The 24,845-nt window shown below is 73.9% G+C and carries 24 protein-coding genes and 1 riboswitch; of the genes, 7 read left to right on the top strand and 17 right to left on the bottom strand.

The window, feature by feature from the left end; translation table 11 throughout:
• Window positions 1-323 precede the first annotated feature (323 nt).
• Entirely contained in the window at window positions 324-2,237 is a 1,914-nt protein-coding gene (locus OG871_RS32140; protein ID WP_371501583.1) for an AAA family ATPase, read from the top strand.
• A 67-nt stretch (window positions 2,238-2,304) separates the two neighbouring features.
• On the opposite strand, the gene OG871_RS32135 is transcribed toward OG871_RS32140, so the two are convergent.
• From OG871_RS32135 to OG871_RS32090, 10 genes are all read right to left on the bottom strand, one after another.
• Window positions 2,305-3,348: a hemolysin family protein gene (locus OG871_RS32135; RefSeq protein ID WP_371501581.1), complete on the bottom strand. Its 1,044-nt coding sequence runs from the start codon at window positions 3,346-3,348 to the stop codon at window positions 2,305-2,307.
• The gene (locus OG871_RS32130; protein ID WP_371501580.1) at window positions 3,345-4,679 is read right to left on the bottom strand and encodes a hemolysin family protein; all 1,335 of its coding nucleotides are present in this window, start codon (window positions 4,677-4,679) and stop codon (window positions 3,345-3,347) included. The genes OG871_RS32135 and OG871_RS32130 overlap by 4 nt, the downstream gene beginning before the upstream one ends.
• A 207-nt stretch (window positions 4,680-4,886) precedes the next feature.
• Entirely contained in the window at window positions 4,887-5,324 is a 438-nt protein-coding gene (locus tag OG871_RS32125) for a PH domain-containing protein (RefSeq protein WP_371501578.1), read from the bottom strand.
• A 69-nt stretch (window positions 5,325-5,393) separates the two neighbouring features.
• Entirely contained in the window at window positions 5,394-6,242 is an 849-nt protein-coding gene (gene hisG, locus OG871_RS32120) for an ATP phosphoribosyltransferase (protein WP_371501576.1), read from the bottom strand.
• Window positions 6,243-6,305: 63 nt separating this feature from the next.
• Window positions 6,306-6,578: a phosphoribosyl-ATP diphosphatase gene (locus OG871_RS32115; RefSeq protein WP_371501575.1), complete on the bottom strand. Its 273-nt coding sequence runs from the start codon at window positions 6,576-6,578 to the stop codon at window positions 6,306-6,308.
• A gap of 112 nt (window positions 6,579-6,690) precedes the next feature.
• The gene (gene ribH, locus OG871_RS32110; RefSeq protein WP_371501574.1) at window positions 6,691-7,176 is read right to left on the bottom strand and encodes a 6,7-dimethyl-8-ribityllumazine synthase; all 486 of its coding nucleotides are present in this window, start codon (window positions 7,174-7,176) and stop codon (window positions 6,691-6,693) included.
• A gap of 43 nt (window positions 7,177-7,219) precedes the next feature.
• A complete protein-coding gene (locus OG871_RS32105; protein WP_371501572.1) occupies window positions 7,220-8,485 on the bottom strand; it encodes a bifunctional 3,4-dihydroxy-2-butanone-4-phosphate synthase/GTP cyclohydrolase II in 1,266 nt (421 codons plus the stop codon).
• Window positions 8,482-9,135, bottom strand: a complete 654-nt coding sequence (locus tag OG871_RS32100; protein ID WP_371501570.1) for a nicotinamide riboside transporter PnuC — start codon at window positions 9,133-9,135, stop codon at window positions 8,482-8,484. Before OG871_RS32100 ends, OG871_RS32105 begins: the two co-directional genes overlap by 4 nt.
• The gene (locus OG871_RS32095) at window positions 9,132-9,797 is read right to left on the bottom strand and encodes a riboflavin synthase (protein WP_371501569.1); all 666 of its coding nucleotides are present in this window, start codon (window positions 9,795-9,797) and stop codon (window positions 9,132-9,134) included. The genes OG871_RS32100 and OG871_RS32095 overlap by 4 nt, the downstream gene beginning before the upstream one ends.
• A gap of 167 nt (window positions 9,798-9,964) precedes the next feature.
• A riboswitch (FMN riboswitch) is annotated at window positions 9,965-10,092 on the bottom strand.
• Window positions 10,093-10,187: 95 nt separating this feature from the next.
• On the bottom strand, window positions 10,188-11,009 hold the full coding sequence (locus OG871_RS32090) for an SMP-30/gluconolactonase/LRE family protein (RefSeq protein ID WP_371501568.1): 822 nt from the start codon (window positions 11,007-11,009) through the stop codon (window positions 10,188-10,190).
• A gap of 155 nt (window positions 11,010-11,164) precedes the next feature.
• Between OG871_RS32090 and OG871_RS32085 the strand changes: the two genes are divergently transcribed.
• A complete protein-coding gene (locus OG871_RS32085; protein ID WP_371501567.1) occupies window positions 11,165-11,830 on the top strand; it encodes an MSMEG_1061 family FMN-dependent PPOX-type flavoprotein in 666 nt (221 codons plus the stop codon).
• A gap of 16 nt (window positions 11,831-11,846) precedes the next feature.
• Here OG871_RS32085 and OG871_RS32080 read toward each other — a convergent pair whose 3' ends face one another.
• Window positions 11,847-12,557, bottom strand: coding sequence for a Type 1 glutamine amidotransferase-like domain-containing protein (locus tag OG871_RS32080; RefSeq protein ID WP_371501566.1), 711 nt, complete (start codon window positions 12,555-12,557; stop codon window positions 11,847-11,849).
• Window positions 12,558-12,956: 399 nt separating this feature from the next.
• Between OG871_RS32080 and OG871_RS32075 the strand changes: the two genes are divergently transcribed.
• Complete coding sequence (locus tag OG871_RS32075) at window positions 12,957-14,270, top strand: PQQ-binding-like beta-propeller repeat protein (protein WP_371501565.1); 1,314 nt, start codon at window positions 12,957-12,959, stop codon at window positions 14,268-14,270.
• Window positions 14,271-14,358: 88 nt separating this feature from the next.
• Here OG871_RS32075 and OG871_RS32070 read toward each other — a convergent pair whose 3' ends face one another.
• Window positions 14,359-15,018, bottom strand: coding sequence for a TetR/AcrR family transcriptional regulator (locus OG871_RS32070; RefSeq protein WP_371501564.1), 660 nt, complete (start codon window positions 15,016-15,018; stop codon window positions 14,359-14,361).
• Window positions 15,019-15,142: 124 nt separating this feature from the next.
• Between OG871_RS32070 and OG871_RS32065 the strand changes: the two genes are divergently transcribed.
• A complete protein-coding gene (locus tag OG871_RS32065; RefSeq protein ID WP_371501563.1) occupies window positions 15,143-16,795 on the top strand; it encodes a cytochrome bc complex cytochrome b subunit in 1,653 nt (550 codons plus the stop codon).
• Window positions 16,796-16,805: 10 nt separating this feature from the next.
• A complete protein-coding gene (locus OG871_RS32060; protein ID WP_371501562.1) occupies window positions 16,806-17,255 on the top strand; it encodes a PPOX class F420-dependent oxidoreductase in 450 nt (149 codons plus the stop codon).
• A 64-nt stretch (window positions 17,256-17,319) separates the two neighbouring features.
• On the opposite strand, the gene OG871_RS32055 is transcribed toward OG871_RS32060, so the two are convergent.
• On the bottom strand, window positions 17,320-17,643 hold the full coding sequence (locus OG871_RS32055; RefSeq protein WP_371501561.1) for a hypothetical protein: 324 nt from the start codon (window positions 17,641-17,643) through the stop codon (window positions 17,320-17,322).
• A gap of 647 nt (window positions 17,644-18,290) precedes the next feature.
• On the opposite strand from OG871_RS32055, the gene OG871_RS32050 reads away from it, so the two are divergent.
• Window positions 18,291-19,571 carry a glycosyltransferase gene (locus OG871_RS32050; RefSeq protein ID WP_371501560.1) on the top strand — a complete coding sequence of 427 codons (1,281 nt, stop codon included), beginning with the start codon at window positions 18,291-18,293 and terminating at the stop codon, window positions 19,569-19,571.
• Window positions 19,572-19,697: 126 nt separating this feature from the next.
• Here OG871_RS32050 and OG871_RS32045 read toward each other — a convergent pair whose 3' ends face one another.
• The 3 genes from OG871_RS32045 to OG871_RS32035 form a co-directional block, all read right to left on the bottom strand.
• Window positions 19,698-20,762: an S-adenosylmethionine:tRNA ribosyltransferase-isomerase gene (locus OG871_RS32045; protein ID WP_371501559.1), complete on the bottom strand. Its 1,065-nt coding sequence runs from the start codon at window positions 20,760-20,762 to the stop codon at window positions 19,698-19,700.
• Between the two features lies 1 nt (window position 20,763).
• On the bottom strand, window positions 20,764-21,495 hold the full coding sequence (locus tag OG871_RS32040; protein WP_371501558.1) for an SDR family oxidoreductase: 732 nt from the start codon (window positions 21,493-21,495) through the stop codon (window positions 20,764-20,766).
• A gap of 160 nt (window positions 21,496-21,655) precedes the next feature.
• Window positions 21,656-22,048 carry a transglycosylase family protein gene (locus OG871_RS32035; RefSeq protein ID WP_371501556.1) on the bottom strand — a complete coding sequence of 131 codons (393 nt, stop codon included), beginning with the start codon at window positions 22,046-22,048 and terminating at the stop codon, window positions 21,656-21,658.
• Between the two features lie 474 nt (window positions 22,049-22,522).
• Here OG871_RS32035 and OG871_RS32030 point away from each other — a divergent pair, with 474 nt between their 5' ends.
• Complete coding sequence (locus tag OG871_RS32030; protein WP_371501555.1) at window positions 22,523-23,254, top strand: DUF5995 family protein; 732 nt, start codon at window positions 22,523-22,525, stop codon at window positions 23,252-23,254.
• A gap of 11 nt (window positions 23,255-23,265) precedes the next feature.
• On the opposite strand, the gene OG871_RS32025 is transcribed toward OG871_RS32030, so the two are convergent.
• Window positions 23,266-24,705, bottom strand: a complete 1,440-nt coding sequence (locus OG871_RS32025; protein ID WP_371501554.1) for a GuaB1 family IMP dehydrogenase-related protein — start codon at window positions 24,703-24,705, stop codon at window positions 23,266-23,268.
• Window positions 24,706-24,845 lie beyond the last annotated feature (140 nt).

Below are 24,845 nucleotides of genomic sequence, written 5' to 3'. Positions count from 1 at the left end.
TCGTCAGGACTTAGGTTTTTCACGTCGGGAGATTGTTGATCCCGCAACTAAGACTCGGCGCCTCCGGCTTGTTCCCCCGTGAGCCGGAGGCGCCGTTCGCTCTCTCCCCGCCACCGCACCGACCGGCCAACGGCCCAGGCGCCGCTTGGATTTGAAGCGGTGCGGCACCCTTCCGGATCAGCTCCGCGCCGGTACGATTCCAGTCGGGCGCGCAGGCGCGCCGGGGGTTGCGGACGGACGGGCGGGTGGTGCCTGCCGCTCGTCGACCGACTTGGCCTCGATGCACTCGGCGGGGGGCGTGAGTGACGGTGGAGACGTCCGACATGGGGACCGGCGGCGGGCCCGCGCGGCAGGCCGACCGCGCCTGGCTGCGGGCCACGGACGCCTATGCGGCGGGCTCCTACGCCCGCGCCGAGGAGGAGTTCCGCGCCGCGGTCGAGCTCGACCCCGCCATGGCCGACGCCTGGCTCGGCCTGCACGCCCTGCGCAGCGACACCTCCGGCGCGCTCCTCGCGATGTACCGCCACCAGGACCGCTTCGGCGAGCAGCGCCGGCGCCACCGCCGCCCGCTCAGCTCCTGGTACTGGCTCGGCTGGTGGGTGCAGCCCGTCCTGGAGGACACCCGCGACCTGCTGCTGGCCCACGCCTCGCACTGGCTGGACGGCCGGCACCTGACCGAGCTCGACCGCGCGCTCGCCGAGTGCCCACCGCCCGAGCAGGACTCCTCGGTGCGCTTCCTGTACGCCTGCCGGTCCTACCTGCTGAAGGACTGGGAGCAGCTGATCAGGGACACCGACCAGCTGCTGGACGATCCCGTGCTCGGCATCGAGGCCGGACTGTTCGGCGGCATGGCCAGGGTCAGGCTCGACATGTGCGCCCAGGCCCAGGCCCCGCTGGCCGCCTCGCTGGCCCGCTGCCGCTCCGAGCAGCCCCAGCGCAAGGAGCTGCGCTACTGGCTGGCCCGGGCGTACGAGGGCGCCGGGCGCAGCGCGGCCGCGCTGCCGCTCTACCGTGCGGTGCACCGGGCCGACCCGGCCTTCATGGACACCTCGGCCCGGCTGGCGGCGATAGCCGCCGACGGGGTCCTGGACGGGCTGCTGCTCACCGACGAGGACCGCGCGGTGCTCGAACCGACCCTGCCGGACTCCGAGTTCGGGTCGGATCCGGCCGGCGGATGCGACCCGGCCCCGGATCCGCTGCCGACCGCCGGGCCGCTGGCCGAGCGCTCCGGCGCACCGGTCGCGGAGCAGGCCGCCGACGGGCCGGCGGCCGACCGGCCTGCGCGCGCCGCCGCTCCCGAACCGCCGGCCGCGCCGGCCGTCGGCGCCGTGGCGTACCCGCCGGCCGCCGGGGGCGCCCCGGGCGCCGGCCTCAGTGGCGACGGACAGCTCGACGAGGCGCTCGCGGCGCTGGAGCGGATGGTCGGCCTGGCCCCGGTGAAGCGCCAGGTCCGGGCGCTGTCGGCACAGTTGAGAATGGCCCGGCTGCGGGCCGACCAGGGGCTGCCGGTCCAGCCGCCGAAACGTCACTTCGTCTTCTCCGGCCCATCGGGCACCGGCAAGACCACCGTGGCCCGGATCCTCGGCCGGGTCTTCCACGCCCTCGGCCTGCTGTCCGGCGACCACCTGGTCGAGGCCCAGCGGGCGGACCTGGTCGGCGAGTTCCTCGGCCAGACCGCGGTCAAGGCGAACGAGCTGATCGACTCGGCACTGGACGGCGTGCTCTTCATCGACGAGGCCTACAGCCTCTCCAACTCCGGCTACAGCAAGGGCGACGCGTACGGCGACGAGGCGCTGCAGGTGCTGCTCAAGCGGGCCGAGGACAACCGCGACCGGCTGGTGGTGATCCTGGCCGGCTACCCGGCCGGGATGAACCGCCTGCTGGCCGCCAACCCGGGGCTCAACTCCCGCTTCACCAGCCGGGTCGACTTCCCCAGCTACCGGCCCGCCGAGCTCGCCGAGATCGGCCGCGCGCTGGCCTCGGCCGACGGCGACGGCTGGGACGAGGACGCCGCCGAGGAACTGGCCTCGATCTGCGCCCACGTGGTCGGCGAGGGCTGGATCGACGACCTCGGCAACGGCCGGTTCGTGCGCACCCTGTACGAGAAGTCCTGCGCCTACCGCGACCTGCGGCTGTCCGCCCAGCGTGAGCTCCCCACCCGGGAGGACCTGGCCGCCCTGCGGCTGCCCGACCTGCTCCAGGCCTACGGCGAGCTGATCGACGGCCGCGGCGCGTAGGCGCTGCCCCGGGTGCCACGGGCCGCCCGGGACACCCGGCGAGGTGCCGGTGCCCCGGGCGGCGCGGTCAGGTACGGGCGGCGGGGCGGTGGTCCGGGTCGTGGACCTCGCCGACCAGCTCCTCCAGCACGTCCTCCAGCGCGACCAGGCCGAGCTGGCGGCCGTCCGGGTCGGACACCACGGCCAGGTGGGCGGCGGCCCGCCGCATGGCGCCCAGGGCGTCGTCCAGCGGAAGGGTGCCGCGCAGCACCGTGACGGGGCGCCAGAGGCGGGCCGGGACGGGCGCGTCCAGGTCCTCGACCTCCAGGCTGTCCTTGACGTGCAGGTAGCCGCGGACGGTACCGCCGGCGTCGACCACCGGGAAGCGCGAGAAGCCGGTGCGGACGGCGAGCCGCTCGATCTCCCGGCCGGTGACGTCGGTCCCCACCGAGACCAGCTGCTCAGGCGGCAGCAGCACGTCGGTGACCGGCCGGTGGCCGAGCTCCAGCGCGTCCTCCAGCCGCTCCTGGCGGCTGCGGTCGAGCAGACCGGCCTCCTGGGAGTCGGTGAGCAGCAGGAGCAGCTGCTCGGTGGTGTAGACGGACGCCACCTCGTCCCGGCCCTGCACCTTGAACAGCCGCAGCACCGCGTTGGCGAACGCGTTCAGGGCGCGGATGCCCGGGGTCAGCCAGCGGGCCAGCCGGTCCAGCGGCGGGCCGAGCCACAGGGCGGCCTTCTCGGGGCCGGCCAGGGCGATGTTCTTGGGCACCATCTCGCCGAGCACCATGTGCAGGAAGACCACCACGGCCAGCGCGAGGGCGTAGCTGAGCGGGTGCATCAGCGACTCGGGGACGCCGAGCGCGTGGAACGGGCCCTCGACCAGGCCGGCGATGGTCGGCTCGGCGAGCGCGCCGAGCAGCAGCGAGCAGACGGTGATGCCCAGTTGGGCGGCGGCCAGCATGGCGGAGACGTTGGACAGCGCGTGCAGCACCGTCCTGGCCCGCCGGTCGCCGGCCTCGGCGAGCGGTTCGATCTGGCTGCGGCGGACCGAGATCACGGCGAACTCGGCGCCGACGAAGAAGGCGTTGCCGACCAGCAGGAGGATCGACGCGGCCAGCAGGAGCACGGTCATCGGGTCTCGTCCTCGTCGTACCGGTCGTCTCGGATGCGCCGGATCTCCACCCGGCTGGTGCGGTGGCGGTCGACGGCGAGCACGGTGAACCGCCAGCCCGGCAGCTCGGCCTCCTCGCCGACCTCGGGGAGCTTGCCGAGCAGGTCGGCGAGCAGGCCGCCGAGCGTCTCGTACGGGCCCTCGGGGGCGTGCAGGCCGATGACCTCCAGCTGGTCGGTCCGGGCCCGGCCGTCGGCCTCCCAGACCGGCATGCCGTCGGCCGGGGGCAGCGGGCGCAGGTCGGGGACGTCGGCGGGGTCGTGCTCGTCCTGCACCTCGCCGACCACCTCCTCGACGATGTCCTCGATGGTGGCGACGCCGGCGGTGCCGCCGTACTCGTCGACCACGATGGCCATCGGCTGCTGACGTCGCAGCAGGTCGAGCAGGCGCTCGGCGGGCAGCGTCTCGGGGACGAGCAGCGGCGGGACGCAGATGCTCGCGACCCGGGTGGCGGCCCGGCGCTCGGGCGGGACGGCGAGGGCGTCCTTGAGCGTGACCGTGCCGATGACCTCGTCCAGGCTGTCGCCGTAGACCGGGAAGCGGGACAGGCCGGTGGCGCGGGTCAGGTTGATCACGTCGGCGGCGCCGGCGTCCCGCTGGAGCGCGGAGACCGCGACCCGGGGGGTCATCACGGACTCGGCGGTCAGCTGGCCGAGGCCGAGGGTCTTCACGAACAGGGTGGCCGACTCCTGGTCTATGGCGCCGGCGCGGGCCGAGTGACGGGCGAGCGCGACCAGTTCGGCCGGGGTACGGGCGTGGCCGAGCTCCTCCTGGGGCTCGATGCCGATCGCCCGGACCAGCCGGTCGGCGGAGCCGTTCAGGACGGTGATCAGCGGGCGGCAGACGGTCGAGAAGGCCCGCTGCGGGCCCACCACGGCGTAGGCGACCTGGAGCGGGCGGGCGATCGCCCAGTTCTTGGGGACCAGCTCGCCGATCACCATCTGCACCACGGTGGCGAGCACCAGGCCGGTGGCCAGCGCGATGCCGGTGGCGGCGGAGAGCGAGATGCCCAGGGCGGTCAGCACCGGGGTGAGCAGTTCGGAGAGCGCGGGCTCGGCGAGCATGCCGACCACCAGGGAGGTGACGGTGATGCCGAGCTGGGCTCCGGAGAGCTGGAAGGACAGCTTGCGCAGGGCCTTGAGGACGCCGGCCGCGCGGCGGTCGCCGGCGGCGGCGGCACGTTCGACCTCACCGCGTTCCACGGTGACGAAGGCGAACTCGGCGGCCACGAAGAGGCCGTTGGCCAGGATGAGCAGCACGGCCGCGGCGAGCATGAGCCAGGCGGTGGTCACTGGGCCGCCCGCCTTCCGTGCGTCTGGGGCTGGGCGGCGCTGGGACTACCGGACGGATCGTCCATCGAGGGGAGGTGTCACTCCTCAGGTCGGGATGGGCTCGTGGCGGCCCGGGCATGCTTTGCCCCGGCTTTAACCAGCGTAGACGATACCCGAACGAGTGTAGGGATCTTGTTCGGTACCCCGGGAGCGGCACGCCGGGCGGGTTCAGCGCGTGTGGTGCTGCTCGACCAGGTCGCGCAGGGTGCGGGCGGCCGCGATGGCGCGGTCCCGTCCGCCGCCCGCCTGGATGCCGACCGCGGCCAGCGCGGTGCCGTCGGCCAGATCGAGCGTCACCCAGGGGTCGCCGGCCCGGAAGTTGACCCGGACGATCTCCGCCCAGGCCAGCCGGCGGCTGCGGACGAAGTTGACCACGGTGACGCCCTCGGCGTCGGCGCGCACCTGCGGCCGGGCCAGCATCAGCGCGACCCCGGCGAACAGCAGGCCGGTCACCACCATCGCCACCCGGTCGTTCAGGTGCCAGTTGGCGGGCAGCGCGAACGCCATCGCGGTGAAGAGGACCACCAGCAGCACGCACAGCGGCAGCAGTACGGCCCGGGTGCGGCGGGGGGCCCAGGTGACGGGAAGTGGGGCGGGGGTGGACACGTGGGGCTCCAGAGGAACGGGGAAGCGGGCGGAGGTCCGGCCTTGGACCCCCGCCCGCGAAGTGTGCTGTCAGAGGCGGCAGGCGTGGATGTTGGTCACCAGGATGGCCCGGGCGCCGATGCTCCAGAGGTCGTCCATGATCTGCTGGGCCTCCTTGCGGAGCACCATCGACCGGACGGCCACCCAACCCTCGGTGTGCAGCGGGGAGACGGTCGGCGACTCCAGGCCCGGGGTGAGGGCGACGGCCTCGGAGACCTTCTCGGCCCGGATGTCGTAGTCCATCAGCACGTAGCGGCGGGCCACCAGCACGCCCTGCAGCCTGCGCATGAACTGCTCGACCCGGGTGTCCTCGCCGGCGCCCTTGGGCCGGATCACGACGGCGTCGGAGACCAGGATCGGCTCCCCGAAGACCTCCAGACCCGCGTTGCGCAGGCTGGTGCCGGTCTCCACCACGTCGGCGATCACGTCGGCGACCCCGAGCTGGACCGCGGTCTCGACCGCGCCGTCGAGCTTGGTCACGGTCGCCTTCACGCCCTGCTCGGCCAGGTGCTGCTCGACCAGGCCGGTGTACGAGGTGGCGATCCGCAGCCCCTCCAGGCCCTGGACGTCCTCCACCGCCAGGCCGACCGGCTTGGCGAACCGGAAGGTGGAGCCGCTGAAGCCGAGCGCCAGCACCTCCTCGGCGTCGGAGGCGGAGTCCAGCAGCAGGTCACGGCCGGTGATGCCGACGTCGAGGCGGCCGGAGCCGACGTAGACGGCGATGTCGCGGGGCCGCAGGAAGAAGAACTCGACCTGGTTGCCCGGGTCGACCAGGACCAGTTCCTTGGGGTCCTTGCGCTGGCGGTAGCCGGCCTCATGGAGCATCTCCGCCGCGGGACCCGAGAGCGAACCCTTGTTGGGGACGGCGATGCGCAGCATGAGCGGAGGTTCCTTCGCTGGGGGTGTGACGGGTGGGACCGGACTGGACACAGTGGCCGCGGCTCAGAGGTGCGAGTAGACGTCGTCGAGCGTCAACCCGCGGGCGACCATCATCACCTGAAGGTGGTAGAGGAGCTGGGAGATCTCCTCGGCCGTCCGCTCGTCGGACTCGTGCTCGGCGGCCATCCACACCTCGGCGGCCTCCTCGACGACCTTCTTGCCGATCGCATGGACGCCCTGCTGGACGAGCTGCGCGGTACGGGAGGACGAGGGGTCGCCGGAGGCGGCCTTCTGCTGGAGCTCGGAGAAGAGCTCCTCGAATGTCTTGGAAGCCATGATGAGCTCACCTTACGGCCTGCCGGCGAGGCTCCGGTAAACAGTTCCGCACAGTGGACAGTACTTTGGACGGCCGCCGGGCTGCCCGTGGGCGGCCCGGCGACCGGGGGCGTCACCGCCAGGGCTCGGAGACCGAGCGCAGCGCGACCGCGGTGGCGACGGCCGCGGTGACCGCCTCGTGGCCCTTGTCCTCGGCGGAGCCGGGCAGGCCCGCGCGGTCGATCGCCTGCTCCTCGTTGTCGCAGGTGAGCACGCCGAAGCCGACCGGGACGCCGGTGTCCACGGCGACCTGGGTGAGGCCGAGGGTCGCGGCCTGGCAGACGTAGTCGAAGTGCGGGGTGCCGCCGCGGATCACCACGCCGAGCGCGACCACGGCGTCGTAGCCGCGGCCGGCCAGCTGCTTGGCGGCGACCGGCAGCTCGAAGGTGCCCGGGACACGGACCACGGTGGGCTCGTCGATGCCGAGCTCCTTCAGCGCCCGGTGGGCGCCGTCCAGAAGGCCGTTCATGACCTGGTCGTGCCACTGCGCGGCGATCACCGCGACCCGCAGGTCGGCGCAGTTCTTCAGGGTCAGCTCAGGGGCTCCGTGGCCGCTCACGTCGGTACTTCCTGTTCGCTGTAGAGGGGTGGGAAGGGGGTGCTCAGGCGTTGTCGTCGTCGAGCCAGGGCAGCTGGTGGCCCATCCGGTCGCGCTTGGTCCGCAGGTAGCGGAGGTTGTGCTCGCTGGTGCGGACGGCCAGCGGGAGGCGGCCCTTGACCTTGAGGCCGTGCTCGGTGAGCGCGGCCTGCTTCTCCGGGTTGTTGGTGAGCAGGGTGAGCGAGCGCACGCCCAGGTCGGCGAGGATCTGCGCGCCGATGCTGTAGTCCCGGCCGTCGGCGGGCAGGCCGAGGTCGAGGTTGGCGTCCACGGTGTCGCGGCCCTGCTCCTGGAGCTCGTACGCGCGCAGCTTGTGGGCGAGGCCGATGCCCCGGCCCTCGTGGCCGCGCAGGTAGAGCACCACGCCGCGGCCGGTCTCGGCGACCTTCGCCAGTGAGGCCTGCAGCTGCGGGCCGCAGTCGCAGCGCAGCGAGCCGAACACGTCACCGGTCAGGCACTCGGAGTGCAGCCGGACCAGGACGTCCTCGCCCTCGGGCAGGCGGCCGTCGGCGCCGAGGCCGCCGGCCACCAGTGCCAGGTGCTCCACGCCGTCGATCGTGCCGCGGTAGGCGACGGCGGTGAACTCGCCGTGCTCGGTGGGCAGCGCGGTGACGGCGGCACGGTCCACGTGCAGCTCGGTGCGGCGGCGGTAGGCGATCAGGTCCTCGATCGAGATGATCGCCAGGCCGTGCTCGCGGGCGAAGACCACCAGCTCGGGCAGCCGGGCCATGGTGCCGTCGTCGTTGACCACCTCGGCGATGGCGCCGGCCGGGGCGAGGCCGGCCAGCCGGGCCAGGTCGACGGCGGCCTCGGTGTGGCCCGGGCGGACCAGCACACCGCCCTCGACGGCGCGCAGCGGGAAGACGTGGCCGGGCCGGGTGAGGTCGCCGGGCTCGGTGCCGGCCGAGGAGAGCAGCCGCACCGTGCGGGCCCGGTCGGCGGCGGAGATGCCGGTGGAGACGCCGTCCCGGGCGTCCACCGAGACCGTGTAGGCGGTGCCCTTGCGGTCCTCGTTGACCCGGGTCATCGGGGGCAGGTCGAGGCGGTCCAGCTCGTCGCCGGTCATCGGGACGCAGATCACGCCGGAGCTGTAGCGGATGGTGAAGGCCATCAGCTCGGGGGTGGCGGCCGAGGCGGCGAAGACGATGTCGCCCTCGTTCTCGCGGTCCTCGTCGTCCACCACGATGACGGGGCGGCCGAGGGCGATGTCGGCGATGGCGCGCTCGACCGGGTCGAGCACCGGGACGTCGTCGGTCTGATGGGTGCTCATGCCGTGGCTCCCTGAGGGATGTTGACGCTGACGGGACGGGAGGTGCGGGTGCGCTGCCACCAGGCGCGCAGGCCCAGCAGCACCAGGACGAAGTAGATGCTGTAGGTCAGGCCGGAGAACGCGTAGCCGCTGTTGAAGGCGAGCGGGACGCCGACCACGTCGACGGCGATCCAGGCGAACCAGAACTCGATCCACCCGCGGGCCTGGGCGTACATCGCGGCCAGTGTGCCGACGAAGATGTAGGCGTCCGCCCACGGGCTCCAGGACCAGCTCGGGTTGGCGAAGTAGAGGCCTGCCAGGGCGAGCGTGCCGAGGGCCAGCGCGGCGGTGAGGACGGCCCGTTCACGCCAGGTGGCGAACCGGACGGCGATCTCGCCGGCCGACCGCCGGCCCTGCTGCCAGCGCGTCCAGCCCCAGGCCGCGGCGGCGATCACGATCACCTGCTTGCCGATCAGCCCGGGGTTGGGCGCGTCACCGCCGAGGTACGCGGCGATCAGGACGGCGCCGGAGAGCAGCTGGACCGGCCAGCTCCACACCGAGCGGCGCCAGCCGAGCGCGAGGCCGCCGAGGCCGAGCAGGTTGCCGAGCATGTCCGCCCAGACCACGTGCTGGCCGAAGGCGGTGAACGCGGTGCCGCTGAGCCAGTTCACGAGGCGTCCTTGGGAGTGAGTGCGGCGGGCAGGGTGCGGGTGTCGAGCAGCCGCTCGACGTACTTGGCCAGGACGTCCACCTCCAGGTTGACCGGGTCGCCGACGGCCTTGGCGCCGAGCGTGGTCAGTTCGAGGGTGGCCGGGATGAGCGAGACGGTGAAGGAGTCGAGGGCGGCCTCGACCACGGTCAGGCTGACGCCGTCGACGGTGATCGAGCCCTTCTCCACCAGGTAGCGGGTGATGCTCCGCGGCAGCGAGAATCGCAGCACCTCCCAGCGCGGGGTGCCGTCGGCGTCCAGGTCGCCGGGCTCGCGGGAGAGCAGGGTGCCGGTGGCGTCCACATGGCCCTGGACGAGGTGGCCGCCGAGCCTGGCGCCGAGCGACATGGCGCGCTCCAGGTTGACCCGGGAGCCGGGCTTCAGGACGCCGAGGCTGGAGCGGTGCAGCGTCTCGGCCATCACGTCGGCGCTGAACTCGCCGGTGCCCTCGGCCAGTTGCTCGGGGCGGTCGAGCACGGTCAGGCAGACGCCGTTGACCGCGATGGAGTCGCCGTGCCGGGCGTCCGAACAGACCACCGGGCCACGCAGGCGGATTCGCGAGGAATCGCCGATCTCCTCGATGGAGACGACCTCGCCGAGCTCTTCGATGATGCCGGTGAACACCCGGGTTCTCCTCGCGCTTGGGGCGCGGACTCCGGGGCGGCAGACGGGAGATGACGCGGACAGCGGTACGTGGAGCCACCCCCCGGCTCGGCACCGTCGCCGAACGAGAGCTCTCCTGTCGCACCTGCGCCACGGCTTGCGGACAAGCCGTGGACGTACTGATCCGCCGCGCACGCCTCCCATCCGGACTTTAACCGTCGGTCCAGGAATTTCACCTGGTCAACCGGCCGCTGGCTGCGGACGGGTCGCGGACTGTAACCGCCGGTTCGGATTTTCACCGACCCCGGAGTGCGCTGAACGTCACTGCTACTACTGCCGTCATTCTGCCATGATCGGCCGCCCGGTAGCAGACCTTTGTCATGTGGCCTGCTTCACTCCGCGACCGTGCGCTCACGGGAATACCGCGAGGGTCGGCGGCAGACCGGGTACGGGCACCCGCACGGCGTGCAACTTCCCCGCGTGCGGGGAGGGAGCGCCGTCCCCGGCCGGCCGGCGGGCGGTGGTGATGTAGAGGGTGCGCAGGTCCGGGCCGCCCAACGCACAGCTGGTCGGATGCGAGACCCCGGTCGGCAGCACGGTGTCCAGCACGCCGTCCGGGGTGTAACGGTGCAGCGCCGAGCCGCCCCACAGCGCGACCCACAGGGCGCCCTCCGCGTCCACGCACAGGCCGTCCGGCAGGCCTCCGGGGACGGCGACCAGCGGGCGGCGGCGGCGGACGGAGCCGTCCGCCGGGTCGAAGTCCAGCACGTCCACCCGGCGGGTGGGGGTGTCGATCCAGTACATCCGGCGGCCGTCCGGGCTCCAGCCGAGGCCGTTGGAGATCCCCGCCCCGGGGATCACCGCGCGCGCCCGCGTCCCGTCCAGGCGGTAGAGGCAGCCGCGTCCGGGCCGGTCCTCGGAGGCCATCGTGCCGAGCCAGATCCGGCCCGCCGGATCGGTCTTGGCGTCGTTGCAGCGGCTCGCCCCGCCCAGCGGCACCGGGGTCTCGGCCGCGCCGTCGAGGGCCACCACCCGGTCGCCCAGCACGGCGGCCCAGCCGTCGGTGGTGGGCAGGACGGCGCAGGCGGGCGGCGGAAGCCGCAGCGCGGTGCCGTCGGTGCCGAGGACCAGGCCGGCCGGGATGTCCACCCAGCGCAGGGTGCCGGTGCGGGCGTCCCAGACCGGGCCCTCGCCCAGCTCGCTGATCCGGTCGTCGACGGGTTCGGGCCTCAACGGACGTTCACCTCCGGGCGGACGGCGGGAGCGGCCCCGCCGTCGAGGGCAGGCCGCCAGGATACGGGCGTGGTCGCCCACGCGTCCCGGGCCGCAAGGGCCGTCCGTACCCGGGGGGTTCCCCCAAGATCACCGGTCGCGTAGGTTCGGGGGACGTGACCACCGAACCAGAGCACCGCAGCCCCGTCTTCGCCGCTCTCGACGCCGCCGCCGTGCGGGAGACCGCCGGACTGCGCGAGCTGTACGAACTGCCGAGCGAGCTCGTCCGCCACAAGGAGGTCGACCGGATCCACGAGGTCGCCCGCAAGGTGATCGGCCGGTCCTCGCTGGTCTTCGTGGCGAGCGCGGGCGCGGACGGCCGCTGCGACGTGACACCGCGCGGCGGCCCGCCCGGATTCGTCGCCGTCCTGGACGAGTTCACCCTGGCCCTGCCCGACGCCACCGGCAACCGGCGGCTCGACTCGCTGCACAACATCGTGGAGACCGGCCGGGTCGGCCTGATCTTCGTCATCCCCGGGCGGGAGGCCACCCTGCGGGTCAACGGCCGGGCCTGCGTGTCCAGCGACCCCCGGCTCCTGGAGCAGCTGACCGCCGTCGGCAAGCCGCCGCGCAGCGCCATCGTGGTCGAGGCCGAGGAGGTGTACGGGCACTGCCCGAAGGCCTTCCTGCGCAGCTCCGCCTGGAAGCCGGAGAACTGGCTCGCCGCCGACGCCGCGCCCAGCTCCGCCGAGGTCACCCTCGCGCACCTGGGGAATCCGTCGCTGACCCTGGAGCAGATCCTGCGCGCCGAGGAGGAGTCGCTGCTGCACCGCTACGAGTAGCCCGGCGCGGGCCGCCTCACAGCGGCAGCCGCTCCCCCGCCCGGAACGCGCGGACGGTGACGGCGCCGGCGGCCCGCGCCACCAGGTGGACCCGGCCCAGCCCGCGCACCTCGGCCTCGCCGCCGCTCACCGAGAGCGCGGTGTTCTCGTCGATCGCCACGCCCCGCTCGGCCTCGCCCCGGGCCACCGCCTCGACCAGCCGGGGCAGGGTGCCCCACTGGGCGGCGTGCACGTCGACGGTGAAGTCCACCAGGCCGAGGCCCGGGCGGACCTCGATCTCGTCCAGGTCCTCGCCGGTCTCCTCCGCGCACAGCTGGACGCCGTCCGCGAGCCACCCGCCGACCACGGCCCGGTCGGCGGCGATCGCGGCGCCGGCCGAGAAGCCGGCGTACGGGAGCGGACGCCCGGCCAGGTAGTCGGCCAACGGGCCGGCCAGCGCGGCCTGGTAGGCGGGGGTCAGCCCGCCGCCGACCAGGACCGCGTCGGCGCCGTCCAGCGCCGTCAGGTCCGGGCTGCCGCCGATCGGCACCGCGACCAGCCGCGGCCGGCACGGGCCGGCGGCCCGCAGCCGCGCCGTCCACTGCGCGAAGTACTCGGCCGCCTCCCCCTCGTCGACGAGGACGCAGGCCACCACCGGGTCGGGCCCGGCCGCCGCGAGGAACGGCCCGTAGAGGTCCGCGAAGCCGGCGGGCTCGCTGCCGCCGCCGATCAGCTGAACAATCGTCATGTCCCACCCCTGAAGTCGTCCGAACCGGCGAACCGTACCAACGCCGGGGCCGAGTCCACCGCCGATTATTCCGGCCGGGGCCGGGGGCCGTGGCGTGGCGCTGCTGCCGGAGCGGGGTCGGTCCGCGGGTGTCCGGGCCGGCCCCGCCCGGCCGCGCACCTGGTAACGGCGGTACAGCCCGGCCAGGTTGGGCTCGACCGCCTTGACGGACCGGTGGAGCGCCGCCGCGATCTCCCGGTGGGTGGCACGGCCCCGGACCAGGGCGATGATGTGCCGCCGCCGTACGGGCGAGGGGTGGGCCCCTCGGGCGCCGTCCGTCTGAGAGCGGCCATAATCGGGGCTCGATGATCGGAGCCCGGCAGTCCGGGCTCGATCGCCCGCCGACGCAGGGGAGTTCTCGTGGCACCAGCCGAGCCGACGCCCTCCGCCCCGCCGATGGCCGGTATCTCCGGTCTGACCGAGGAGTTCCCGTCCGGCGCCGGGCCGGTGGAGCCGACGGTCGATGTGGTCGCCGGCCGGACCGACCCCGGCCGGCCCACCCGCAGGGCGCTGGTGGGCGCTGGCACGGCCGGGGCGGCCCTGCTCGGACTGGGCCTGTACGCACGGGGGTTCTCCCGGCCTGATCCCCGACCGCCCGTTCCCGCACCCCGGTTCGCCGGCCCGTCGCCGCTGTGGACGTACCGCGGTGCGGAACGCGCCGCGCCGGACCGGCTGGGTCCGGGCGCCCGCGCCCCGCTGTTCCCGACCGCCACCGCGGTCGACGTCCTCGACCCGGCCACCGGGGCCCGGCGACTGCGGCTGCCGCTGTCCGCCGACGGGCCGCCGGTGTACGGCAGCGGCCGCAGCTGGCTCCTGGCGCCGACCGCCGAGCGGGTCTTCTCCCTCGCGGACGGCCGGCTCGACAGCCACGACCTGCGCACCGGGCGTCCGGACCGGCCGGTGGAGCTGGCCGGGCTGCTGGGCGGCGGCCGGGTCACCTCGCACAGCCTGCTCGGCACCGACGGCCGCTCGCTGATCTGTACCGCCGCCCTCGCCCCGACGGCGGCGGCCGGGCCGACCGAGGCCCTGTTCGCCGTCGACCCGGCGAGCGGCCGCCTCGTCTGGTCCCGGTCGCGGCGGGAGCAGGAGTCCCTGCTGCTGCGGACGGCGCTGCTGGACGGCAGGCTGTTCGCCCTGGACACCGGCGAGCGCCTGGTCGCCGTCGACACCCGGGACGGACGGACCCTGTGGCGGGCCCCGGCCGGGCCGTCCGTCAGCTGGCTCGCACCGCTGCCGGACCGGATCTGCCTCGGCGTCGACTCCGGCGACCTGCGGGTGCTGGCCGCCCTCGACGGCAGTCCGCTCCCGTCGCCGGTCCGGCCGCCGGAGGCCACCTGGCGCTACCTCCCGCCGATCACCGACGGCCGGGCGCTGTACGCCGTGCGCTCGGACGGCGAGATCGCGGCCCTCTCCCCCGAGGACGGCCGGCTGCTGTGGTCCTGCGCCCTGCCGTACCGGGTCGACCTGCGCTCGGTGCCGCTGGTGGTCGGCCGGGTGCTGTACGTTCCCGGCGGTGCCGACAACGGGGTGACCGCCGTCGACGTCGCGGACGGCCGCATCCTCTGGACGTTCACCGACGGGCTGCCGGGCGTGGACGTGTGGTGGCTGGGCACCGACGGCGAGCGGCTGTTCGCGGGGCACGACTCCGTGCTGCACGCCCTGCCGACGGCCTGACGCCACCGCGGCGCCCGTCGGCGCGTATCGGGGTCCCGGCAGGTGACGGACGTCGGGGTCCCGGCGGGTGGCGGACGTCGGGCCGGGCTCAGGCCTCCCAGAGGTCGGCGAAGGCCTGGTCGAGCCGTTCGGTGCCGACCGGCGGCACGGGCAGCGGGTGCTCGGCCCGGCTGCGGAAGCCGTCCAGCTGAAGGGCCAGGTAGCGGCGCCACAGATCGGGGCGCAGTGCCGCGGCGGCCGGAACGGCACGGCAGAGCGGGCCGAGCAGGAAGAGCAGGTCCATCGACACCACGTCCCCCCGCATCGTGCCCTGCTCCTGCGCGCGGGCCACCAGGGTGCCGACCGTGCCGGCGTTGTGCGCGCTCATCTCGGCGAGCACCGGGACGGTCGGGATCGCCATCGTGACCAGGTCGTTGAAGCCCTGGTTGGCGGCCACCAGCTCGAAGATCCGGCCGAAGTAGCGCTCGATCGCGCTCCAGGCGTCCTCGATCGCCAGCGCCTCCTCGCCCGCCTCGACGATCATGGCCGCGGCGCCGGCGAAGACCTCGCCGATCAGGTCCTCCCTGGTCGGGAAGTGCCGGTAGAGCGTCGCGTTGCCGACTCCGGCACGGCGGGCGATGACGTCCAGCGCGGCGTCCAGCCCCTGTTCGGCGAAGACCTCCCGGGCCGCGTCGGCCAGCGCCTCCCGGTTGCGCTGCGCGTCCCGCCGTCGCGAAGGCTGCCGCGCCGCCCGCTCACCCGTGTCCATCCCCCGACCATAGCAACCGGGGACAGCTCCCCATTTCCACTGCTAGGGTGAGCGGGCAAAGAGGGGAGTGATCCCCGTTTTGACCGCCGGCGCTCGCCGCCGGACTGCTTCACGGGGGTGTGGGATGAGCGACGAGCAGCACCAGCGGCCACCGGCCGGCCGCGCGGGCCGCGGCGCCGCGAGGGGCCTGCGGGCGGCCGACTGGGCCGACGGCCGACTGGGGATCTACACCCTGGCCAGGTCGAACCTGCGCAAGATCTTCCCGGACCACTGGTCCTTCATGCTCGGCGAGATCTGCCTCTACAGCTTCGTCGTCATCATTCTGAGCGGCGTCTACCTGACGCTGTTCTTCAAGCCGAGCATGGCCGAGGTCGTCTACCACGGCCCGTACGCCCCGCTGGACGGCATCCGGATGTCCGAGGCCTACGCCTCGACGATGAAGCTGAGTTTCGAGATCCGCGGCGGCCTGCTGATCCGCCAGATCCACCACTGGGCCGCGCTGGTCTTCGTCGCGGCGATGTTCGTCCACATGATGCGGGTCTTCTTCACCGGGGCGTTCCGCAAGCCGCGCGAGATCAACTGGGTGTTCGGCTTCCTGCTGCTCTTCCTCGGCATGCTGGACGGCTTCTTCGGCTATTCACTCCCCGACGACCTGCTGTCGGGGACCGGTATCCGCTTCATCGAGGGGACGCTGCTCGCGGTGCCGGTGGCGGGCACGTACATCCAGATGTTCCTGTTCGGCGGCGAGTTCCCGGGCACCGACATCGTGCCGCGGTTCTTCACCGTCCACGTGCTGCTCGTCCCCGGCATCATGCTGGGCCTGCTGGTGGCCCACCTGATCCTGGTCTTCCACCACAAGCACACCCAGTGGGCGGGCCCGGGCAAGACCGAGAAGAACGTCGTCGGCATGCCGCTGATGCCGGTCTACCTGGCCAAGGCCGGCGGGTTCTTCTTCCTGGTCTTCGGCGTCATCGCCGTGATGTCGGCGGTCGCGAGCATCAACCCGATCTGGGCGTACGGCCCGTACCGTCCGGACCAGGTCTCCACCGACGCCCAGCCCGACTGGTACATGGGCTTCGCCGAGGGCCTGATCCGGGTGATGCCCGGCTGGGAGGTCTCGGTCCCGGGCGGCCACACCCTGAACCTGGGCATCCTGATCCCGTTCCTGCTCTTCCCGATCGTGCTGTTCGCGCTCGCCGCCTACCCGTTCGTCGAGGCCTGGATCACCCGGGACACCCGCGAGCGGCACCTGCTCGACCGCCCGCGCAACGCCCCCGTCCGCACCGCGCTCGGCGCCGCCTGGATCAGCCTCTACCTGGTCCTGCTGGCCGGCGGCGGCAACGACCTCTTCGCCACCCACCTGCACCTCTCGCTGAACGCCATCACCTACGCCGTCCGCACGGCCGTGTTCGTGGTGCCGGTCGCCTTCTTCGCCGTCACCCGGCGCTGGTGCCTGGGCCTCCAGCGCCGGGACCGCGAGAAGGTGCTGCACGGCCGGGAGAGCGGGATCATCAAGAGGCTGCCGCACGGCGAGTTCGTCGAGGTCCACACGCCGCTCACACCGGGCGAACTGCACACCCTCACCGCACACGACCAGCACCGGCCGGCCGCACTGCCCGCCGAGACCGACGGGAACGGCGTCACCCGCAGGGCCGGCGCCGTCGCCAGGACCCGCGCCAGGCTCGCCGAGAGCTACTTCGGCGAGGGCGGCCGGATCGCCAAGCCCACCGCCGAGGAGTACCTGCACCTCACCGACAGCGGCCAGGCGCACCACTGAGGAGGACCACGTGCACGCAGTACGGCACCAGACCGACCGGCTCGCCGACGCCCGCCACCTCCTGCTGACCACCTTCGACCCCGACGGCACCGCCACGGCCACCGCCACCTGGGTGGTACAGGACGGCCCGGCCCTCGGCGTCTGGGCCCCCGCCGACTCGGACACCGTCCGGCGGATCCGGCGGCACCCCGGCGTCCTGCTCACCCCGTGCGACGCCCACGGCCACCCGGTCGCCGCCCGGATCCAGGCCCGCGCCACCCTCTGCGACCCCGACACCACCGCCCGGTACCGGACCGCACTGATCAACAAGTACGGCCTGACCGCCATGCTGGCACTGGCCCGCAGCCGCCTGCGGGTCGGCCTGGAGGGCACGGTCGGCATCCGCCTCACCGTGACCGATCCCGACCGCCTCGGGCTGGGCCGGGAGTGGCGGCCGACAGGGCGGTACAGCCTCAACTGACCGCGCACACACGAAGCCGGGCCCGACAGGATCACCTGTCGGGCCCGGCTTCACCGGTGGGCGGTCAGCTCGCGACGTCGTCGGTCGCGGGAGCCGGCTGCGCCGGGGCCGCGGCGGGGCGCGCCGTCAGGTCCTTGACGAACTTGACGATCATCACGACCGGCAGGATGAAGGCCTTGAAGAAGAGGAGGTACGAGCCGCCCTCGAATATGAACCCGAGGTAGATGCCGTAGCCCAGGAAGCCCACACCGAAAATCCCGTTCAGCGCGCGCATTCCGGCGCCCTGACCGGCCTTCACGGCCGCAAGTCCCATCATGATCAGGCCGCTGACGACGAGCAGGACGACGTACCACGAGAAAAGCGGCTCGGCGGTGAAGTCAAGGTTCAAAAGAGGTTCCCGGGTGAGGTGTGATGAGAGACGATCCGCGACCCTAGCGGATTCCGGCGACATCCGCTTCCCGCGCCTTCGGGCGAATTCCACCGAGGTCACAAGGTTGCCGAGACAACGCCGAGCCGGCCGCGCGACCGCGCCAGAATGGCACACCGGCAGCAGTGCTGACCATGGATTATCCACGCCGCACCGCGAGAGTCGAAACGCAGACCGGCACCCTGTCCCATTCGTTACCTGCCGTATCCGGCGAGACATCCGCAAATTGACCCGATCGCTGGGAAATCGGACCATGTAGGTCATTCCCGCCGAGGTGGCCGGATCTCACTCGACGTTTCCCCGCGCCGTCATCGCCGCAGGTTCGGCGGGCTCGGCCGAAGCAGTGCTCGAACTCCCCGCCACCACGTGGTCCGTGACGGTCCGACAGCCCCCGGCCGAGGACGGCCGCAGCCGGGCGCAGGGCGCAGGCCCCAAGGCGCAGGGCGCAGGCCCCCGGGCGCAGCAGCGTCAACCCCCGCCCGTCCGCCGGTTCATCCGATCGGTGGGCCGGCTTCGGCCGCGCAGGGCCCGAAGGCCCGGCCCGTTCGCCGTCGGGCACGCCGGGAGCCGGCCCGGCGGGGCCGGTACGGGCGGGGATACTCCGGTGCGTGCGCATTCTGATCGCGACCGCGGGCTCCCGCGGCGACGTGTCCCCTTTCCTCGGTCTCGGCCGCCGTCTGACCTCGGCCGGGTTCACGGTGGCGGTGGCCACGCACACGACCTTCGAGGCCCAGGTACGCGAGGCCGGGCTGGAGTTCCGTGCGCTGCCGGTGGATCCGCGGGCGGAGCTGGCCTCCGAGCGCGGACAGCGGATGCTCCGCACGGGCGACGGGCCGCTGGCCGTCGCCCACCTGCTGCGGATGGGGCGGAGCTTCATGCCGGAGCTCGCCCTCGGCATCGTGGACGCCGTGGCGCAGGGCACCGACCTCGTCCTGCTGTCCGCGCCGACGGCGCCGCTGGGGCAGGTCGTCGCCGAGGCAGCCGGGGTGCCGAGTGCCGGGCTGCACCTCCAACCGCTCGACCCCACCGGCGACTTCCTCCCGGTGGTCGCCGGCACGGCCCGCTCGCTCGGGCCCTGGGGCAACCGGGTCGCCGGGCACGCCGCGAATCTCGCGGTCGACGGCATCTACGCGCCGGCCGTCCGGATGCTGCGCCGGCGCCTCGACCTGCCGGCCGCCTCGGCGGGCCGGCTGCGGCGCCGGTACTCCCGGCAGGGCCGGCCGGTCTTCCACGGCTTCTCCCCCACCGTGGTCCCGCGCCCCGCCGGGTGGGCGCCGTCCGCCCGGATCTGCGGCTACTGGTGGCCGTACGACTCCCCCGACTGGCAGCCGCCGACCGACCTCGTCGACTTCCTCGCCGCGGGTCCCCCACCGGTCTTCGTCGGCTTCGGCAGCGGCGTGGTGGCCGACACCGACCGGCTGAGCCGGACGGTCGCGGCCGGGCTGCGGGGGGCCGGGGTCCGGGCGGTCGTCCAACGCGGCTGGACCGGACTGCGGTTGGACGGCCCCGACTTCCTGACCGTCGACGACGTCCCGCACTCCTGGCTGTTCCCGCGGATGGCCGCCGTGGTGCACCACGGCGGGGCCGGCACCACGGCCGCCGGCCTGCGGGCCGGCGTGCCCGCGGTGCCCGTCCCGATGCAGCTCGACGCCGCGTTCTGGGCCGCCCGGCTGACCCGCCTCGGCGTCGGTCCTGGGCCCATCACCCTCCGCCGCCTGACCGCCGAACGGCTGGCCTGCGCCGTGCGCCGCGCGATCGACGATCCCGGGCACCGTCTGCGGGCCCGGCAGGTCGCCGACCGCCTCGCGGCCGAGGACGGGGCCGCGGACGTCCTGCGCTTCGCCGAGCGGACCGCCGCCGACGGCCCGGCCCGGCAGGCGGCGCACTGACCCTCCCGTCGGCCTTGGACGCTTCGCCGCCGAATCACCAGGCCCCGGGGGGACCGCATGAACGGCCGCCGGCTCGACCTGGGCATCCTCGGGAGCTGAGGCCGCCCGCGGCGGATCGGACCGCGCCTACCGCGGCAGCAGCAGGTTGACGTCCCCGAACTCGTGCCAGAGGTAGCGGGCCGCGACCGCCTGGGCGTAGCAGTGTTCCAGCAGCGGGCGGCCCGCGACGGCCTCCAGCATCAGGAGGTGGGAGGCCCGCGGTTCGTGCCACCCCGTGAGGAGGCCGTCGACCGCGCGGACGCCGCGCTCGGGGGTGATCACCAGCTCGGTCCAGCCGTCGGCCGGGCGGAGGCCGCCGTCCGGTCCGACCGCCGACTCCAGGGCCCGCACCACCGTCGTCCCGACCGCGATCACCCGCCCGCCGGCGGTACGGACGTGGTCGACCAGCCGGGCCGTCGCCGGCGGCACCCGGAAGCGTTCCGCGTACGGGGTTTCGTGGACCTCCGGGGATGCCATACCGGTGTGCAGGGTGACCGGGGCCACGAGCACCCCGCGGGCCGCCAGCCGGGCCACCGTCCGTTCGGTGAACGGCCGTGCCGCGCTGGGCATTTCGCTGCTTCCCGGCTCGGCGGCGAAGACCGTCTGGTAGGCCTCGACGGGCCAGTCGCGGTCGACGTAGCCGTAGCGGATCGCCCGTCCGTACCGGCTGAGGTAGCCGACCACCTCGCCGGGCAGGGTCAGCCGGGCGTGCCACAGTCTGGGCGTGTGCGGGGCGGTGAGCTCCGCCCGCGCCCCGCCGGGCAGCTCGATCCGCAGCCCGGCGCGGGCGGGCGAGGAGCCCGGCGGGTAGTACTCGGCGGCGCCGGCGGTGGGGCGGCGGAGCTCGACCAGGTGGTGGCCGAGCGGGCCCGGCCGCGCGGTGGACAGGTGCAGGGCCACGGCGGCGCCGTCGGGCAGCCGGCCGGGCAGTGCGGCCGGCAGGGTGGCCGAGTTGTTGACCACCAGCAGGTCGCCGGGGCTGAGGAGGTCGGGAAGCTCGTGGAAGTGCCGGTGCTCGGTGGCGAGGCCGTCGCGGTGCCCGACCAGCATCCGGACGCCGTCCCGGGCGAGTCCGCGGGCCTCCGCCGGGGCGCGGGCGGAGAGGTCGGCCGGGACGGTGACGTCGAGGGTGCGGCGGGTGGCCGCGGTCATCTCACTCACCTGCCGCGAGCAGGCCGACCGCACTGTAGCGGCCGGAGGCGGGGCGGTCCCGCAGCAGGCCGAGGAAGGCGGGCACCACGGTGGCCGGCACCGGCCGGTCGGAGATGTCCTCGCCGGGGAAGGCCTCCTGGTGCATCCGGGTGCGCAGGTCACCGGGGTCCACGGCCCAGACGGCGATCAGCGGCTCCTCGCGGGCGAGTACCGCGGAGGCGTGGTCGAGCGCGGCCTTGCTGGCGCCGTACGCGCCCCAGCCGGCGTACGCCTCGACGGCGGCGTCGGAGCTCAGGTTGAGGACGGCGCCGCGGTGCTCGCGCAGCTGCGGCAGGAGCAGCTGGGTGAGCACGACCGGGCCGAGGACGTTGACCTCGAAGGTCTCCAGCAGGCCGGCCTCGGGGTGTTCGGCGAGGGTGGGCAGCCGGGCGCCGGCGAGCTCGTAACCGGTCAGCGTGGAGGCGTTGTTGACCAGCAGCGAGGCGCCGCCGAGGGTGGCGGCGGCGTCGGCGATCCGCTCGCGGTGGTCGTCGTCGACGACCGAGCCGGCCAGCGCGACGACCTTGGTGAGGGCGGCCAGTTCGGTTTCCGCCGCGGCGAGTTCGGCCCGGCCGCGGGCGGTCAGGACCAGGTGCCAGCCGTCGGTGGCGAGGGCCCGGGCGAGGGCGAGCCCGAGGCCGCGGGAGGCCCCGGTGACGACGGCGACCCGGGTGGTGTTCTGCGTCTCGTTCATGCCCCGAGCCTGCCTCCGGGGAGGCCCTCGGCAGATCGGGCGGCGGGCGCTGCGCCGCAGGGCCCTTCGACCTAGGCCCTGCCCGGTCCGGGGACTCCGGGCGGGTATGCCGATGCCCCGCCGCCCGGGTGCGGGTGGCGGGGCGTCGGTGGGGGGCCGGTTACCTGGTGAGGCCGGCCTTGACGGAGCAGACGGGCCAGGCGCCGGGGCCCTGGGAGGCGAGGACCTTCTCGGCGACGGCGATCTGCTGGGCCTTGCTGGCCAGGTTGGCCTGCGGGGCGTAGGAGGTGCCGCCGAAGGCGGCCCAGGTGCTGTTGGTGAACTGGAGGCCGCCGTAGAAGCCGTTTCCGGTGTTGATGCTCCAGTTGCCCGTCGACTCGCACTGCGCGACCTTGTCCCAGGTGGAGACCGGCGCGGCGGAGGAGGACGTGGCCGTGACGAGGCCGGCCACCGGCAGGGCGAGGACCGCGCCCGCCATGACAGCCATCCGCACCCGCTTGCGCTTGGTGGTGGCGAAGGTGGTGGCAGCGGTGGTCTCGTTACGGAAAGTCAATGTGAGTCCTCTCGAAAGCCCGCGAGGGCGGTCGGAACCAGGCCCGGGGGGCCTTCGGTTCGTGGGGTGGTGCGGCGGGCCGTGATGGCGACCCGTGGGCCGGCCGTGTTCGCCGCACTGGTTTCGAAGCTACGGAAGCCGGCCGACGGCTTCAAGGATTTCCGCGAAGTCCCAGCTCGGAGCGGGGTTACCGGGAGTATCCGGACGACCGCCGGCCCGTGGTTGAGCGGATCCGCCCCCGCCACCGCGCCCCGATGTGGCCCCGGTCACCCCGAAACGCCTGTGAGGCCGGGCACATCCTCGACCCAGCGTGACCGTCGACGGACGCACCGCCGAGCCTGCGGGCCGCCGGTCCGGCCTCCGCTGTGGCCGCCGCCACACGGGCGTTCGGATCGCCCGGTCGGGCGCTTCCACCGCGCGGGCCCGGCTGCGATGGTGGTGGCTTCCGGACCGGCCGAGGGCAGGAGACCGAGGGTGACGACCACGACCACCACCGTGCCGACGGTCGACCAGGCGGTGTCCCGGATGGCGGAGCTGCGGGCCGCCCTGCCCCCTGCGGACGGCGTCGCGGTCTTCAACGCGATGTACCTGACCGTCACCCGGCTGGTCCGGGACCGGCTGGGCGAGGGCTGGTTCGAGGACCCGGCGGCGATGGCCGTGCTGGACGGCGTGTTCGCCGCGCGCTACCTGGCGGCCGTGGACGCGGCCGCCGCGGGAGCGCGCCCGGCCGCCTGCTGGCGGCCGCTGTTCGAGCTGCGCGGGCACCCGGGCGTCCACCCGCTGCAGTACGCGCTGGCCGGGATGAACGCGCACATCGAGCACGACCTGCCGCTCGCCGTCCTGGACACCTGCCGGCTGCTCGGCCGCGAGCCGGAGCAGCTGGCCACCGACTACCGGCGGATCAACACCCTGCTGGCCGAGGTGGAGGCGCAGGTCCGGGAGGAGCTGCTGCCGGCGCCCGCCGACCTGCGGGCGGCCGGTCCGCTGCTGCACGTGGTGGGGGTGTGGAGCATCGACCGGGCCCGGGACGCGGCCTGGGCGAGCGTGCTGGGGCTGTGGGAGCTGCGCGAGGCCCCGGCCGTCTTCCGGGCGGTGGCGTCGGCGCTGTCGGGGTCGGTCGGGATGGTCGGCCGGGCCCTGCTGACCCCGTTGAACGGCGCGGGCCGGCCCCCCGCCGAAGCGGAGGGCCGGCCCGTGACGCGGTGACGGCGGGGCGGTCAGGCCCAGCTGGAGTGCAGCGGCTTGCCCTCGGCGTAGCCGGCCGCGCTCTGCACGCCGATGACGGCCTTCTCGTGGAACTCCTCCAGGCTGTTGGCGCCCGCGTAGGTGCAGGAGCTGCGGACGCCCGCGACGATCGAGTCGATCAGGTCCTCGACGCCCGGGCGGGCCGGGTCGAGGAACATCCGCGAGGTGGAGATGCCCTCCTCGAAGAGGCCCTTGCGGGCCCGGTCGTACGCCGACTCCTCGGAGGTCCGGTTGCGCACCGCGCGGGCGGAGGCCATGCCGAAGCTCTCCTTGTACTGGCGGCCGTCGGCGGTGGTCTGCAGGTCGCCGGGCGACTCGTAGGTACCGGCGAACCAGGAGCCGATCATCACGTTGGAGGCACCGGCGGCGAGCGCCATCGCGACGTCGCGCGGGTGACGGACGCCGCCGTCGGCCCAGACGTGCCTGCCGAGCCGGCGGGCCTCGGCGGCACACTCCAGAACGGCGGAGAACTGCGGGCGGCCCACGCCGGTCATCATCCGGGTGGTGCACATCGCGCCGGGGCCGACACCGACCTTGAGGATGTCCGCGCCGGCCTCGACCAGGTCACGGACGCCGGCGGCGGAGACCACGTTGCCGGCCACGATCGGGATCTGCGGGTCGAGCCCGCGGACGGCGCGCAGCGCGCTGATCATCGACTCCTGGTGGCCGTGCGCGGTGTCGACCACGAGCACGTCGGCGCCGGCCTCGACCAGCGCCTTGGCCTTGCCGGCCACGTCGCCGTTGATGCCGACGGTGGCGGCGATCCGCAGCTTGCCGTCGGCGTCGGTGGCGGGGGTGTAGAGGGTGGCGCGCAGGGCGTTCTTGCGGGTCAGGATGCCGACCAGGCGGCCGTCGGCGTCGACCACCGGGGCGAGCTTGAGGTGCGCGCCGTTGAGCTTCTCGAAGGCCGCGCGGGGCTCGATGCCCTCCTGGAGCAGCAGCGGGTCGCGGGACATCACCTCGGAGAGGCTGGTGAACCGGTCGACGCCCTGGCAGTCGGAGTCGGTGACCACGCCGACGGGCCTGCCGTCCTCGACCACCACGAGCGCGTTGTGGGCGCGCTTGGGCAGCAGCGACAGGGCGTCCGCGACGGTGTCGCCGGGGCTGAGGGTGAGCGCGGTGTCGTGGACGAGGTGCCGCTGCTTCACCCAGCCGATGACGTCGGCGATGACGTCGGTCGGGATGTCCTGCGGGATGGCGACCAGCCCGCCGCGGCGGGCCACGGTCTCGGCCATCCGGCGGCCGGCGATGGCGGTCATGTTGGCCACCACCAGCGGGACGGTGGTGCCGGTGCCGTCGTTGGAGGACAGGTCCACGGCCTGACGGGAGCCCACGGCGGAGCGGCTGGGGACCATGAAGACGTCGTCGTACGTCAGGTCGTACGCGGGCTTGAGGTCGTTCAGGAAGCGCATGAATGGGGCTCTCTGGCTGGGGAAACGTACACCTCGGGCGCGGTTGCGGCTCGGCCGCGGGGCGCTGTCGGGCGCCCCGCACCCAACGTTCAATACTCACTGATACCCCGGTGCAAAGCCAGTTCACGCGCAATCCTTGA

This window comes from Kitasatospora sp. NBC_00374 (genome assembly GCF_041434935.1).
Lineage (GTDB): Bacteria > Actinomycetota > Actinomycetes > Streptomycetales > Streptomycetaceae > Kitasatospora.
Note: the sequence above shows the minus strand (reverse complement) of the source record. Positions and strands in the feature narration are given on the sequence as shown.

Excerpts from the sequence above, each read along its gene's own strand:
- OG871_RS32140 (WP_371501583.1), top strand. The coding sequence starts at position 324 with ATGGGGACCGGCGGCGGGCCCGCGCGGCAGGCCGACCGCGCCTGGCTG.
- OG871_RS32135 (WP_371501581.1), bottom strand. The coding sequence starts at position 3,348 with ATGACCGTGCTCCTGCTGGCCGCGTCGATCCTCCTGCTGGTCGGCAAC.
- hisG (WP_371501576.1), bottom strand. The coding sequence starts at position 6,242 with ATGCTGCGCATCGCCGTCCCCAACAAGGGTTCGCTCTCGGGTCCCGCG.
- OG871_RS32115 (WP_371501575.1), bottom strand. The coding sequence starts at position 6,578 with ATGGCTTCCAAGACATTCGAGGAGCTCTTCTCCGAGCTCCAGCAGAAG.
- OG871_RS32105 (WP_371501572.1), bottom strand. The coding sequence starts at position 8,485 with ATGAGCACCCATCAGACCGACGACGTCCCGGTGCTCGACCCGGTCGAG.
- OG871_RS32080 (WP_371501566.1), bottom strand. The coding sequence starts at position 12,557 with ATGACGATTGTTCAGCTGATCGGCGGCGGCAGCGAGCCCGCCGGCTTC.
- OG871_RS32070 (WP_371501564.1), bottom strand. The coding sequence starts at position 15,018 with ATGGACACGGGTGAGCGGGCGGCGCGGCAGCCTTCGCGACGGCGGGAC.
- OG871_RS32065 (WP_371501563.1), top strand. The coding sequence starts at position 15,143 with ATGAGCGACGAGCAGCACCAGCGGCCACCGGCCGGCCGCGCGGGCCGC.
- OG871_RS32045 (WP_371501559.1), bottom strand. The coding sequence starts at position 20,762 with ATGACCGCGGCCACCCGCCGCACCCTCGACGTCACCGTCCCGGCCGAC.
- OG871_RS32040 (WP_371501558.1), bottom strand. The coding sequence starts at position 21,495 with ATGAACGAGACGCAGAACACCACCCGGGTCGCCGTCGTCACCGGGGCC.
- OG871_RS32025 (WP_371501554.1), bottom strand. The coding sequence starts at position 24,705 with ATGCGCTTCCTGAACGACCTCAAGCCCGCGTACGACCTGACGTACGAC.